This window comes from Flavobacterium marginilacus (assembly GCF_026870155.1).
Lineage (GTDB): Bacteria > Bacteroidota > Bacteroidia > Flavobacteriales > Flavobacteriaceae > Flavobacterium > Flavobacterium marginilacus.
In genome coordinates, this window is the sequence record NZ_CP113975.1 from 589,859 (window position 1) to 604,423 (window position 14,565).

Below are 14,565 nucleotides of genomic sequence, written 5' to 3' on the forward strand. Positions count from 1 at the left end.
CGCATTTTTAAAAAACAGATTTATGGAAAATTTTAAAAAAATGCAAGTTTTAAATACAAATGCGGCAGGAATTGATGTTGGTTCCCGATCTCATTTTGTTGCAGTTGGACAAGAAGACAATCAAATTAAAGAGTTCAATGTTTATCGATCGGGACTAACTGAATTAGTTGTTTTTCTTAAAACGAATCAAATCAAAACCATTGCCATGGAATCCACTGGGAGTTATTGGCAATCTTTATTCATGCTATTACAAAGTGAAGGATTTGAAGTTATTTTGGTTCAAGGAACCCAAACAAAAAACTTGAAAGCAAAAACCGATGTAAAAGATGCTCAATGGATACAGAAATTGCATTCATTAGGATTATTGAGAGGATCTTTCCTTCCTTGCGAAAGTACTTTGCAAATTCGAACGTTACATCGACATGGCGAAAGTTTGGTGGAAGAAAGTGTTAAATATGTAAACAAAATGCAAAAAGCATTACGCTTAATGAATTTTCGATTAGATGTTGCTATAAGCGATATTGTAGGAGTTTCAGGCATTCGAATCATCAAATCTATTTTGTCTGGAGAAACATCTGGTGAAAAATTGGCTGAGAATTGCGACAAACCAGTAAAGAAAAGCAAGGAGGAAATAGCGGATGCTTTACAAGGAAAAATCAATCCTGAATTATTACATGAATTATCGGATTGTTTTGATATTTATCTTTTTATACAAGAAAAAATAAAGAAAAACAGCCTAAAGATAAATGAAGTTTTACAACAGCAGACACAAGAAATTGTCTTACCTGAGAATATCGAAATGGTAAAAAAGAACAGAAGTCGAAAAAAAGAAATACAACTGGATGTTCAATCTCATTGCTGCAAATTATTTGGTGTAGATTTATTTGCTATCGAATGCATTAGCGAAGGAACAGTTGCAAGTTTTTTGGCAGAAGTAGGAACTGATATTTACAAATTTCAAACAGCAAAACAATTTGTAAGCTGGCTTCGATTAGCTCCTAATAATAAAATTAGCGGAGGGAAAATATTGAGCAGTAAAACTCCTAAAGGCAAAAATAAATTTGCATTGACCTTAAGAAATGCAGCCAATTCAATTGACAGGAAAAAAGAGGGGTATTTGATGTTGTTTTTTAAAAGAGTTGCATACAAAAAAGGAAGAGGGGCTGCAATCACGGCAACAGCTCGAAAAATTGCCATCATAATGTGGAATATGATTGTGAAAAGAACGCATTATAGTCCTGTTAATACAGAAGAATATATTCAAGAAATGAAGACTAAAAAGATTTTACAAATAAATAAAATGATAAAAAAATACAAAATAGAAACTAATTATTTATCAGTGATTTAAAAAAAGAGTTAGATAGAATTCACAGATTTTAAAATCATTTTTTATCTGTGAATCTGTGGCAAAATTTCATCAATTTTCGCAATCCAACCTTGCAGACTTTCTGTTTGCCTAACCAAATCTATGGACTTTCAGTCCATAGTAGTTTGGTTTTCAAGGTAACTCGTTATTTCGATAACTTATTTCTATTCTTTACGAAGTTATAACGATATTCAGTAATAGGTGAAATCGTTTTTATCAAAATTTTTATGGATAAAATTTCAAAAAAAAGCTGTTCTTGGAATAATCCATGATTTCTGGGGGAGTTTTCATTTTAAAATCAATAATTTTATTCGCTTATAAAGCTTCTTTTTTATTAAATAGTAGTTTTATAAGCAGTTTCACAAAGAAATCTTTTTTTGTTATACAAAATATTATTTTTATTTTGGGCGAGCCAAAATATGTTATACATTTGCATCAAATAATTGAAACACAAATAATACAATACAATGTCTAATAACCGTTTTTATTTTAGCAACTCTTTTTATTTCTTCTTTAGGAAGTAAGGGATTGTGCTATGGTTATTTGAAAATAAAAGAAACAAATAAAAATAATATACAATCCTGATGAAAATCAGGATTTTTTTTTGACCCAATGAAAACGAAAATTGCAATACAGGGAATTAAGGGATCTTTCCACCATCAAGTGGTTAAGGAATATTATGACAGTAAAGTAAGTGTTGATGAATGCATGTCTTTTGAAGAACTGGTAGCTAGTCTGTTATCTGGAAAATCAGATCAGGCGGTAATGGCTATTGAGAATTCTATTGCTGGACCGATAATTCCAAACTATGCATTGATTGATAAAAATAATCTACATATCATTGGTGAACATTATTTAAGCATTCATCAAAATTTAATGGCACTGAAAGGCCAGAAAATAGAAGATATTCACGAAGTACATTCACATCCTATGGCGTTGCTGCAGTGTATGGAGTTTTTGAAAAAATACCCAAACATAAAATTGGTTGAAGACAAAGATACTGCCGAAACAGCCAGAAGAATACATGAAAAACAGCTGAAAGGAATTGCAGCGATTGCCAGTAAAACTGCTGCTGAAATGTATGATTTGCAAATTCTGGCTCCTGAAATCCAAACGATAAATAATAATATGACCCGTTTTGTGATTATCAACAGAGAAAATCATTTTGTTGACGAAAATGAAATAAACAGAGCTTCGATAAAATTTGAACTGGATCATAAACGCGGCAGTTTAGCAGCAGTTTTGAATGTAATGAGTGACTGCAAACTGAATTTAACTAAAATTCAGTCGCTGCCAAAAATTGAAACGCCTTGGAAATATTCGTTTTTCGTTGATGTAACTTTTGATAAATACGAAGATTTTGCCAAAGCCAAATCGTTATTAGAAATTATGGCGGAGTATTTTAAAGTGTTAGGAGAATATAAAAATACCAAACCGTAAATAAGTCTGAAAGCCGAAAGTCACAAGTCGAAAGTTATAATAGGAAAGCATAAAGCGTAAGGCGTACAGCCTAAAGCAAAAAAAATAAAATTATGATTACAACAGCAAAACGTTTAAATGTAGTTGAAGAATATTACTTCTCATCAAAATTGAGAGAAGTGAGACAATTAGCCTCAGAAGGAAAACCAATTATCAATATGGGAATTGGAAGTCCGGATTTAAAACCATCACAGGTGGTTATTGATGCTGTTGTAAATGCAATGCAGGACGAAAATGCACATCAGTATCAAAGTTATCAGGGACTGCCGGAACTTAGAAAAGGAATGGCTGATTTTTATCAGAACAATTATGGAGTAGCGCTGGATCCTGCTGTTGAAATTTTGCCATTGATTGGTTCCAAAGAAGGGATTATGCATATTTCTATGGCTTTCCTGAACGAAGGAGACCATGTTCTGATTCCAAATCCGGGTTATCCTACTTATACTTCGGTAACTAATCTTGTTGGTGCTGTGCCGGTTTATTATGATTTGAAAGAAGCTAATAATTGGGAACCTGATTTTGAAGCTTTGGAAAAACTGGATTTGTCAAAAGTAAAAATCATGTGGCTGGGTTATCCTCACATGCCGACAGGAGCAAGAGGAAGTTTGGAATTGTTTGCAAAATTGGTAGCATTTGCGAAAAAACACAATATATTATTGATCAATGACAATCCTTATAGTTTTGTTTTGAATGATAAACCAATGAGTTTACTGCAGGTGGAAGGAGCAAAAGATGTAGCATTAGAGCTGAATTCTTTGAGTAAAACCTTCAACATGGCGGGATGGAGAGTTGGAATGGTTTTAGGAAGTGCAAGTCTTATTGATGCAGTGCTGAAAGTAAAAAGCAACATGGACAGCGGTATGTTCTACGGAATTCAAAAAGGGGCTGTTGCAGCATTGAATAGTGACAAATCCTGGTTTGAAGATATGAACAAAATTTATCGCAGACGAAGAATTTTGACAGAACAGCTGGCTGAAAAGTTAGGCTGTGAAGTATACAAAGAAGGCGTTGGTCTTTTTGTCTGGGCAAAATTGCCGGCAGGAATTGATTCGGCTGAGGATTTTATAGATAAGATATTGTATGAAAAATCAATTTTTATCACGCCGGGAACTATTTTCGGAAGCAATGGAGAAGGATATATCCGATTTGCGCTTTGTGTGAAAGAAGAGAAAGTGCAGGAAGCGATAGATAGATTTTAGATTACTGACTTCAGATTGCAGTTTATCAGAAATGACAAACTAAAATTGGAAAATATAAAGTTGTTGAGAAAATGGGATTCCTAGCCCTGATAGCAGTGGAAATCCTTTTATCCCGATTTTTTTTCGGGATAAAAGATTGCAACGAATAGCAGGATTAGCTCCAAAAAATTAGAATATGAATATATATGTAATAGGTGTTGGATTAATAGGTGGGTCAATAGCACTAGACGCTAAAGATTTGAATCCTGATGCTAAAATTTTTGGAATTGACACTAATGAAAAGCATTTGCAAGAGGCAGCTGCGCTTGGAGTTATTGATGATACAGCTATTTTTGATGACTTATCCAAGGCAGATTTAGTTATTGTTTCGGTTCCCGTGGACATAGCTATTGTGGTTTTGCCAAAGGTTTTGGATTTGGTTTCGGACTCGGCTATTGTTTTTGATGTAGGTTCGACTAAAATTCCAGTTTGTGAAGCAGTTGAAAATCATCCGAAGAGGAGAAATTTTATGGCCACGCATCCTATTGCTGGAACAGAGTTTTCGGGACCTTCAGCAGCAATCAGAGGGTTGTTTAAAGGGAAAACGAATATCATCTGTGAGGTTGAAAAAACAGCTTTTAAATTACAAGAGAGAGCATTGTGGCTTTTTTCGGCAATCGGAATGAGAATCCGCTACATGGATCCGAAATCGCATGATAAACATATTGCTTATGTGTCGCATTTATCACACATCAGTTCGTTCATGCTTGGGAAAACGGTAATCAATAAAGAAAAGGACGAGCAGGATATTTTTGATATGGCAGGTTCCGGATTTGAAAGCACCGTTCGTCTGGCCAAAAGTTCACCAGCAATGTGGACGCCGATTTTTAAGCAGAATAAAAAACAGGTAGTCAAGACGTTAGAGGAATATATCGCAAATTTGTCTAACTTTAAGGAGCTTCTGGTGAATGATGATTACGAAGCGATTTATAATGAAATGCAGAGCGTAAATAAAATAAGAGAAATATTAAACGGAATGAAAAAATAAGCAATTACAAAAATCAATTGCAATATCAATAATAACAACACATAAAAATAATAAAAAGTAAATTTAGAAAAGATGGAAAACAAGAAAGAAATGAGAGATTGGTTGAACGAATTCAAATTGTCTCATCCATTCGTAATTGCAGGACCTTGTAGTGCTGAAACTGAAGAGCAGGTTTTGAAAATTGCTCATGAATTGAAAGATTCTGATGTTAGTGTTTTTAGAGCTGGAATCTGGAAACCAAGAACTCGTCCAGGAGGATTTGAAGGTGTTGGAGAAATTGGATTGAAATGGCTTAAAAAAGCTAAAGCAGAAACTGGTTTGCTTATGGGAACTGAGGTTGCTACTGCAGCTCACTGTAAATTAGCTTTGGAAAATGATATCGATGTTTTATGGGTTGGTGCCCGTACAACTGCAAATCCATTTGCGGTTCAGGAGATTGCTGATACATTGGCAGGAACGGATAAAATCGTTTTGATTAAAAACCCAGTAAACCCAGATATGGCTTTATGGTTAGGAGGAGTTGAACGTTTATATGCTGCCGGAATCAAAAAATTAGGAGTTATCCACAGAGGTTTTTCTACTTACGAAAAAACAAAATACAGAAATATTCCAGAATGGCAGATTGCTATCGAATTGCAGAATAAATTCCCTGATTTGCCTTTAATCATTGATCCATCACATATCACAGGAAACCGTGATATGATTCTTGAAGTGACTCAAGAGGCTTTGGACTTGAATTATGATGGTATGATTATCGAAACTCATAATGATCCGGATAATGCTTGGTCTGATGCCGCACAACAAGTTACTCCAGATGCTTTGAAACAAATTTTCAAAGATTTGAAAGTAAGAAAAGTGAGCGGAGATACAGCTGATTTTGAGCAAAAAATGACAAAATTAAGAGCTAACATCGATGTTTTGGATGCTAATTTGTTAGACTTGCTAGGAAAACGTATGAAAGTTGCTGATGAAATTGGTCAAGTGAAAAAAGACAATAACGTAGCGATTCTTCAAAACAACCGCTGGAACGAAATTCAAGCCAAAATGGTAGCAGAAGGTGCTAAAAAAGGATTGACAGAAGAATTTATCACTAAATTATTCAAATCTATTCACCAGGAAAGTATCGAACACCAAGAGAGAATCTTGAATTCGTAATGATTTCAGATTTAACAATTTTTGATTTCAGATTTTGTTAGTTGAAAAATTAGATTTTATTAAATCCCAAAGCTTAAGGTTTTGGGATTTTTTGTTTATTTCGAAAATCTTCAATCAAAAGGCTTAGATTTTCAATCATAAATCAGAATTCGTTAATCTTCAATCAAAAATCATTTTATCTTTGCAAAATCTTAGGTTTTAAATCATAAATATAAAATCGTTAATCTTCAATCAAAAATCCTCTATGACAGGAACCGTTTATAAATCTACAGGAAGCTGGTATACCGTAAAATCCGAACAAGGTGATTTCATTGAATGCCGTATGAAAGGGAAATTCCGAATTAAGGGAATTAAAAGTACCAATCCGATTGCTGTAGGTGATATTGTCGATTATGAGCTTGAAGAAACCTCGGACAATGTTACGGGAACCATTCACAAGATTCACGACAGAAAGAATTATATCGTTCGAAAATCTGTGAATCTTTCGCATCAAATGCATATTATTGCGTCTAATATTGACCGCGTTTTTCTTTTGATTACGATAAATAATCCTCCCACAACGACCAGTTTTATTGACCGATTTCTGGTTACTGCTGAAGCTTATGGGATAGAAACGATTTTGGTTTTTAATAAAATAGATACTTTTGATGATGCGATGCTGGATGAACAGCTGTATCTGCAGTATATTTATCAGGAAATCGGTTATCAATGTCTAAGAGTTTCTGCCACCCAAAATAAAGGTGTAGAAGAGTTAAAGCAGCTAATGATTGATCAGGTAACGATGTTTTCCGGACATTCCGGTGTGGGGAAATCTACTTTGGTCAATGCTTTGGAGCCTACATTACAGCTGAAAACCAAGACAATTTCAGAACAAAGCAAACAGGGACAGCATACCACAACATTTGCAGAGATGTATGATTTGAGTTTCAACGCCCGAATAATTGATACGCCGGGAATTAAAGGTTTTGGGATTGTTGATATGGAAAAAGAAGAAATCAGCGGTTATTTTCCTGAATTTTTTAGGCTTAAAGACCAATGTAAGTTCAATAACTGTCTTCACAAAGAAGAACCGCACTGTGCCATAAAAGCTGCATTGGATAACGATGAAATCGCTTGGTCGCGTTATAACAGCTACCTTAAAATCCTTGAAGGTGATGATGAACATTACCGCACTGATAATTATGACGAGGATAGAAAAGCAAGTGATGAGTCGAGGAAATAATTTAAAGTCTTATAATTTTCTTATATTGCATTTAGATTTTATAAACATTTAACGCCTATAAAATGATAACATACATAAAAATAAATGGCTTTAAATCCTTCCATAATTTTGAAATGGAGTTCACTCCTTTTACTGTAATTGCAGGTGCAAATGCATCTGGGAAAAGCAATTTATTTGATGCTTTAAGTTTACTGTCGAGATTAGCAGAAACTGACAGTATAAAAAGAGAATTTGGCAAGCAAAGGGGTGAATTCATTGAGTTGTTTACGCAATATGGAGATGATAATTATGCCAACGAAATAGAATTTATTATTGAAATGTTGGTTAATAAAAAGGTAAAAGACGCATGGGGTAACGATGGTAAATTAAAATATACTAGATTACGTTATGAATTGTCAATTAGAAGATATACTAATTCATCTGGTATTGAGGAATTGACAGTTTCTAAAGAGAATTTGATAAAATTAAATCATCAAGAGGATAATTGGATTAAATTAATTCCTAAAAAGACATTAGAGTTTTGGAGGCCAAAAGTGGTTACAGGAAAAAGAGGTATTCCATATATTCAAACTGAAATTGAAAATGATTTACCTGTAATATTAGTTTCTCAAGATGGAACAACTGGAAATAAAAGAAGATTTCCTTTAGGTAATGCTACTAGAACAGTGTTAAGTAGTTTTGATACAATTGATTTCCCTCACGTTTTGGCGGCTAAAGAAGAAATGAAAAGTTGGAAATTTCTTCAGCTTAATCCTGAAGATTTAAGACAGGCAACAAGTAAAAATAATGGGGAAGACATTATTTCGGTTAGTGGAAAAAATTTAGCCGCTGCTTTATTTCGAATTAAGCAGGAAGATAAATTTAATCTTGTTGCTATTTCAAGAAAATTAAATAGTTTTTTGCCTAATTTTATTGAAGTTGATGTTATTGATGATAAAGAAAACAAACAATATTTAATAAAATTAAAGGATAAAGATAAGAAAGAATTCTCCTCAAGAGTACTTTCAGAAGGCACATTAAGAATTTTAGCTCTGTGCATATTAGAGTTTGATGAAAAACATACAGGATTACTTTGTTTTGAAGAGCCTGAAAACGGGATACATCCCTTTAGAATAAAGGCAATGACAGAATTATTAAAAGATTTGTCGGTTGATTTTGATGAAATAGATACTCCACTGCGTCAGGTTATAGTAAATTCACATTCTCCAGTATTAGTTGGTAATATGTTGAAATGGGAAAATAACTTAAATGTAAGTATTTTGTATGCTCAAATGAGAACTTCTATTTCTGATATTGATGAGACAAGATTAAAATTGAATTCAACAAAAATAAGTCCTGTGCTTAAAGAAAATACGCAACAATTAAATTTAGTTTTCTCAGAACAAGACCGAAAATTAACACTCTCTATTGTTCAAGATTATTTAAAAACAGCTGATTTTGAGTATAATATAGTTTAATATGAGTAATTTTCTTTTAACAGGTCTTTTTACAGAAGGAACAACTGATATTCGTTTTTTAGAAAGCGTTGTAAAAACAACTTTAGAAAATGTAGCTTTTGATTGTTCAGGCGATATTGAAACCGAATTACAAATCATCAAAATAGAAAAGGCGGGTTTAAGTTTTAATGAACAAGTTCTTAAAGCTGCACAAAAATCAAAAAATGATTTTGGGGTATTAATTTTATTTGTTCATACTGATTCGGATAATACAGACGATTTGGATGCTTTTAGAAACAGAATTATACCAGCAAAAGAATTCGTCAATCAGCAAGATGAGAATGAGGTTTGTAAAAAAATAGTTGCAATAGTTCCCGTCCAAATGACTGAATCTTGGATGTTGGCTGATAAAGAACTTTTAAAGCATGAAATTGGTATAGAAATGTCTGATTTTGATTTAGGAATTCATAAACAACCCGAAGAAATAGCCAATCCAAAAGCGGTAATCGAAAATATAATCCGTATTTCTAAAGAAAGTCAAGTTAAGAAAAAAAGAAAGAACGGGATGGTAATTGCTGATTTGTATCAGATTATTGGTCAGAAAACAGAAATTTCAAAGCTTGAAGAACTAGGCTCTTATATCAAATTTAAAAATTCGTTAATTGACCAACTTAGGGAATTAAATTTTTACCACAAATAATTTTGAAAACAGTTATTCAAAGAGTTTCCTCAGCCTCTGTGACTGTAGAAGGAAATAAAATAGCCGATATCCAAAAAGGACTTCTTGTCTTAGTAGGAATAGAAGATGCCGATAATCAGGAAGATAGTATTTGGCTTTGCCAAAAAATTTGTAATCTCCGCATTTTTGGAGATGAAAACGACGTAATGAATCTTTCTGTAAAAGACATTGACGGTGAGATAATTATTGTTTCGCAGTTTACGCTTCATGCTTCGACCAAAAAAGGAAATCGTCCGTCATATTTGAAGGCATCAAAACCAGAAATTGCCATTCCGATGTATGAAAAATTTGTGAGTCAGATGGAAAAAGAACTGGGCAGGAAAGTTCAAACGGGTCTTTTTGGCGCCGATATGAAAGTGGCATTACTTAATGACGGTCCTGTTACCATTATAATGGACAGTAAAAATAGGGAGTAACAGATAAAAAATTCGGGAACTACCTGATAGTTGTGGCAATGCTAACAAAGACCAATCAAAATTAAATTGTAATTACACTAAAAATGAGCACTAACTTTTTTTCTAGCATATTTTTTTGGTTATTATTAATGGTATTGCCAGAAATTGCATTTTCGCAATCTGACTTTACCATTCAAGAGGTAAAGTTTGAAAGTCAGGGTGTCACGCTTGCAGGCTCAATTGTAAAGCCTAAAAAAACAATTGCAGCAGTTGTAATTGTACACGGGTCAGATCCTGTAAAAAGAGAATTGGAATTTGCTAAGCGTCTTGCGAAAGAAGGCATTGCTGTATTGACGTATGATAAACGTGGAGTAGGAGAATCAGGCGGGGTGTATGTAGGGCCAACTGTTGGCACGAATAATATTGATACGACTAATCTTAATTTATTATCGCAGGATGCAAATTCTGCAGTAAATACATTTCGAACTTATTTGAAAGATAAAAAAACACCAATTGGATTAGTTGGTTTTAGTCAAGCAGGATGGATAATCCCAATTACAGCGAGTAAAAACCCGCAAATAGAATTTATGGTTTTGTTTAGTTGTCCAACAATTACAACTTTAGAACAGCTTCGATTTCAGTTTTATACTAATGGGAATAATAATTTTTGGGAAAATCATACAGAAACAGATGCTCGTGAACATACTAAAAATGACCCAGACAGATATCAATTTGTGGCGACTGACCCAAAAAAATCTCTCAGCACTCTTTCAATTCCTGGACTTTGGTTATTTGGAGAAAAAGATATACAGATTCCGGTAAAGATGTGTATAGAACAATTGAATACATTCAAAGTTCAAGGCAAACCTTTTGAATATACTTTGTTTTCAGCATTAGGTCACAATACTGTATTTGACAGTGATACAACACCTTTTGATATTTCAATTCAATGGATAAAACAGAGAACCTTAAATATTAAGAAATCTAAAACATCAAAATAAACTACTGTCTGCAATACAATATTTGCTACAGGAGATTTGGGCATTTGCTTTAATTTAAAAATGGTCTTGTCGCTGGGAGTTTTGGCAAATCTGAAAACAAGGCATAATTCAACCCCAAACTTCTTGTAGCAAGGGAACGATAATTCCCGAAAAATGAATTACTCTTTTTTCAGATTGGCAATAATTTCTGGATCAACCTTGATAACAGTTCCGTGCCGCATTCCTTGTGGAAATGAAACTTTATCTGAAATATCTTCCCAGCCCGTTTCGGTTTGTTTTATAGCTCCGTATTTTTTTGAAGTATATTTGTCAAAATAGACAACCCAATTCCCATCAATTTTGATAGCAGTTGGTCCTTCTGCCCAGTAATTTCCTGTAATCGGAGTACTTGCTTTTGAATATGGACCAGTCAATTTATCGCTATAAGCAACTTTAAGATTTTTTTGTACAGGAACTTTGGTTTCATCTTTTAAAAACATCACATACCCTTTGTCTTGTTTCAAAATAGTAGCATCGATCACATTAAAGCCAGGCTCATAAAGGAGTTTTGTTTTGCTGAATTTTTTAAAATCTTTTGTTGTAGTATAATAGATTCGGTGATTGTATCCTTTTTCTTCTTCAGATTTGGTTTCCAGAAATTTCCCTTCAATTGTACTTGCCCAATAAATCATATAGGTTCTTGATTTTTCGTCGAAAGTAATTTCGGGAGCCCAAGTATTCCGTGTGTCCGCTTCATATTCCATTACTGGCAAAAATTCCTGTTTTGACCAATGAATTAAATCTTTGGATGAAGCATAGCCAATTCCTTTGTCAGTCCAGCTTACCGTCCATACCATATGAAATAAACCATCACCGCCTTTAATAACGCAGGGATCTCTCATTAACTTGTCTTTACCAACTTCGGGAGTTAAAAAGGAAGTGTCGTTTTTTAAGGTCTGCCATTCGTAACCATCAGTACTGCTGGCAAAATGAAGTCCGTCTTCACCATTTCCTTTAAAATAAGAAAATAAATAAGTTTGTTTTTCTTCTAAAATTTTATTCGCGATTAGCCAATTTTTGCAGGCAGCGGACCAATACGTCTGTGTTCCTTTTGTTCCTAAACCAAAACCATGACCGCCGTTTTGATACAAATGCATCTCAGCAATAACTTTGTTTTTTTTCAAAGCCAAATAATAATTGATGCTGTTTTCCACTGGAACTGCTTTGTCGTCTGTGGCGTGTACTAAAAATGCAGGAGGCGTATTTTCGTTTACTACTTTTTCATTCGAATATTTTGCAATTAAATCTGCAGAAGCGGTTTTCCCTAAAAGATTTTCTTTGGAGCCATTATGTGTAATTCCATCTTCCATAGAAATTACAGGATAAATCAGCATCGAAAAATCAGGACGCGCGCTAATATCGTCTTTGCTGTCATATATTTTATCCAGATAATGAGTCGATGCCGTTGATGCCAAATGACCTCCTGCAGAAAATCCCATGATTCCAATTTTAGCAACATCAAGATTCCATTTTACTGCATTTCGGCGTAATGTTCGTATGGCTTCCTGAGCATCCTGAAGCGGTGCAACAGTTTTATCCGTCATAATATCATCTGATGGCAAACGGTATTTTAGTACAAAAGCCGAAACTCCTATCGAGTTAAACCATTTTGCAATATTGATTCCTTCTTTGTCAATCGACAAAACGGTATAGCCTCCGCCTGGGCAAATGACAACTGCAGCGTTTTTGCCTGAATCATTTTTCACCAAAAAAGGCATCAAAGTGGGTTCTGTGACTTTTCGTATTCCTGTTCGATTGCCTTGAGCATCCAGTCGCGGTTCTTCTTTGTAAGCGTCATTTTTAATAGCTCCCGGAATTTGATCCCATAATGGAAACGCAGCACTTTCCTGTGAAAAACCGTTAATGGAAAATCCAAAAAAAAGTATTGTTCCAAAAAGTATTCTTTTGTTAATTCTATTTGTCATTTTTATAAAATTTTATTTCTACAATGTAACTATAGTTTAATTGCGTATGCTCCATCGGCGTCTTTAGTTTTAAATTTTCAACCCGAAACTAACATGGTATTTCTTTCTGCAGAATTCTTGTCAATGCGCATAAAAACTGAAAATTAATAATAATGAAACATAAAAAAAATAGTTTAGGCTATTTTCATATTTTAGTATTTATTTTTTCTCAAAACAGCCTAAATCAGGAGCTTCTCCATTGAAAGGGAAGCCAATATCGGTTCCCGCATTTATAAGCTTACTTGAAGGAGCCAGCTTTAAAAAATCGTTGTTAGGAAGACTTCCGTCGGCTTGTCTTGGAGCGGTCAGTAAAGCTTCGTCCAGACTTAAAAAATCAGCAGCTGTAATTGAAATATCTGCTAAATCAAAATAATTGTTTTTCAATATACAGCGGGATTTATCAATATTTCCTAATTCCTTTACTTTAGCAGCGAAGCCTAAGTTGTTTGCCAATTCATGATTCCAGCCAGGACCGTCTGTTCCAAAATCATTTGGGTTAAATGCCACGCAGTTAAGCATATCATAGTTTACTCTGTTTTTATAAGCAGTATTATTGTGCCAATAGTTCCCTTCTAAATGATGATTAGCATAAAAACCGCCTTGTTTATTTCCTACAGCAAGACAAAAGCGGATTGTGTTTTTAGGAATTGGAGCGTAATTAGCAATAAGGTTGCTATAGGGATTTCGGCCTTTACCGTAGCCACCGGATTTAAAACCATTTCCGTCACCGCGACTTACAAAATCAGATGAAAAACCATTATAAAAAGCCCAGCAGTTTTCTATTAAAACAGGTTCGGCATTATTGATTAAATCAAAACCGTCATCGCTGTTAAACCAAGCACGACAGCCTCTAAAAACATTATTAACGCTTCCTTTTTTTAGATGAGCACCAAATCCATCTGTGTTTCCGCCTCTTCCGGCTTCAGAAACAGAGTCCCAGTTATTATAAGCATCACAATTTAATATCAGATTATCTGAACCGCTCAGCATATAAACTCCGATTGCCATATTGTTGTGTATTTTCAGCTGTTCCAATATGTTTTTGCTTCCTCTGATTTCAAAACATTCTGATTGCGTGTGCGAGTTAATTGTAACCTGAATGTCTATTGTTTCAATACCTTTTACATGAATATTATTACCGCTTACCAAAAAAGCAATTATTCGAAAGCCGGCTGGTTTAATATTTTTATAATCAAATACCGGAATCTCATTTTTATAGGCTAAATAAGAAATGTTGTTTTTATCCAATTTAGTTACATAAGCCATAATGCCTTTTTTTTCAGCAATTTGGTCTTCTCTCATAGTGTAAATACCGCCTCTTATATAAACAATATCTCCAGAATCAGCTAATTTCTGTGCTCTTTTGATGGTTTCAACGGGTTTTGTAATGCTGCCATCATTAGTATCATTTCCTTGAGGAGCAACATAAAATTCTTTAGCTGACAGAAGAAAGCTTTTCAAAAAAATGAGGACAAGTAAAATTCTATATTTCATAATGATGGGATTATTGTTTATTAAAAAGGGAAGCTGTTAAACCTCCCTT

At 34.0% G+C, this 14,565-nt stretch carries 12 protein-coding genes; 10 read left to right on the top strand and 2 right to left on the bottom strand.

Annotation, left to right across the window (positions count from 1 at the left end; genetic code table 11):
• Nucleotides 1–22: 22 nt before the first annotated feature.
• The 10 genes from OZP07_RS02620 (at nt 23) to OZP07_RS02665 (ending at nt 11,019) form a co-directional block, all read left to right on the top strand.
• Nucleotides 23–1,348, top strand: coding sequence for an IS110 family RNA-guided transposase (locus OZP07_RS02620; RefSeq protein ID WP_281637181.1), 1,326 nt, complete (start codon nt 23–25; stop codon nt 1,346–1,348).
• Nucleotides 1,349–1,978: 630 nt separating this feature from the next.
• Nucleotides 1,979–2,806 carry a prephenate dehydratase gene (locus OZP07_RS02625; protein ID WP_281637182.1) on the top strand — a complete coding sequence of 276 codons (828 nt, stop codon included), beginning with the start codon at nt 1,979–1,981 and terminating at the stop codon, nt 2,804–2,806.
• Nucleotides 2,807–2,898: 92 nt separating this feature from the next.
• The gene (locus OZP07_RS02630) at nt 2,899–4,044 is read left to right on the top strand and encodes a pyridoxal phosphate-dependent aminotransferase (protein ID WP_281637183.1); all 1,146 of its coding nucleotides are present in this window, start codon (nt 2,899–2,901) and stop codon (nt 4,042–4,044) included.
• A gap of 175 nt (nt 4,045–4,219) precedes the next feature.
• Nucleotides 4,220–5,071, top strand: coding sequence for a prephenate dehydrogenase (locus OZP07_RS02635; protein ID WP_194641139.1), 852 nt, complete (start codon nt 4,220–4,222; stop codon nt 5,069–5,071).
• A 72-nt stretch (nt 5,072–5,143) separates the two neighbouring features.
• A complete protein-coding gene (locus OZP07_RS02640; RefSeq protein ID WP_194641138.1) occupies nt 5,144–6,226 on the top strand; it encodes a bifunctional 3-deoxy-7-phosphoheptulonate synthase/chorismate mutase type II in 1,083 nt (360 codons plus the stop codon).
• A 244-nt stretch (nt 6,227–6,470) separates the two neighbouring features.
• A complete protein-coding gene (gene rsgA, locus OZP07_RS02645; protein ID WP_281637184.1) occupies nt 6,471–7,448 on the top strand; it encodes a ribosome small subunit-dependent GTPase A in 978 nt (325 codons plus the stop codon).
• Between the two features lie 62 nt (nt 7,449–7,510).
• The gene (locus OZP07_RS02650) at nt 7,511–8,905 is read left to right on the top strand and encodes an AAA family ATPase (protein WP_281637185.1); all 1,395 of its coding nucleotides are present in this window, start codon (nt 7,511–7,513) and stop codon (nt 8,903–8,905) included.
• A gap of 1 nt (nt 8,906) precedes the next feature.
• Nucleotides 8,907–9,584, top strand: coding sequence for a DUF4276 family protein (locus OZP07_RS02655; protein WP_281637186.1), 678 nt, complete (start codon nt 8,907–8,909; stop codon nt 9,582–9,584).
• 2 nt (nt 9,585–9,586) lie between these two features.
• Nucleotides 9,587–10,039, top strand: a complete 453-nt coding sequence (gene dtd / locus OZP07_RS02660; RefSeq protein ID WP_281637187.1) for a D-aminoacyl-tRNA deacylase — start codon at nt 9,587–9,589, stop codon at nt 10,037–10,039.
• Nucleotides 10,040–10,122: 83 nt separating this feature from the next.
• Nucleotides 10,123–11,019: an alpha/beta hydrolase family protein gene (locus tag OZP07_RS02665; protein ID WP_281637188.1), complete on the top strand. Its 897-nt coding sequence runs from the start codon at nt 10,123–10,125 to the stop codon at nt 11,017–11,019.
• A gap of 158 nt (nt 11,020–11,177) precedes the next feature.
• On the opposite strand, the gene OZP07_RS02670 is transcribed toward OZP07_RS02665, so the two are convergent.
• Complete coding sequence (locus OZP07_RS02670) at nt 11,178–12,983, bottom strand: prolyl oligopeptidase family serine peptidase (protein WP_281637189.1); 1,806 nt, start codon at nt 12,981–12,983, stop codon at nt 11,178–11,180.
• Nucleotides 12,984–13,181: 198 nt separating this feature from the next.
• Complete coding sequence (locus tag OZP07_RS02675; protein ID WP_281637190.1) at nt 13,182–14,516, bottom strand: right-handed parallel beta-helix repeat-containing protein; 1,335 nt, start codon at nt 14,514–14,516, stop codon at nt 13,182–13,184.
• Between the last annotated feature and the right edge of the window lie 49 nt (nt 14,517–14,565).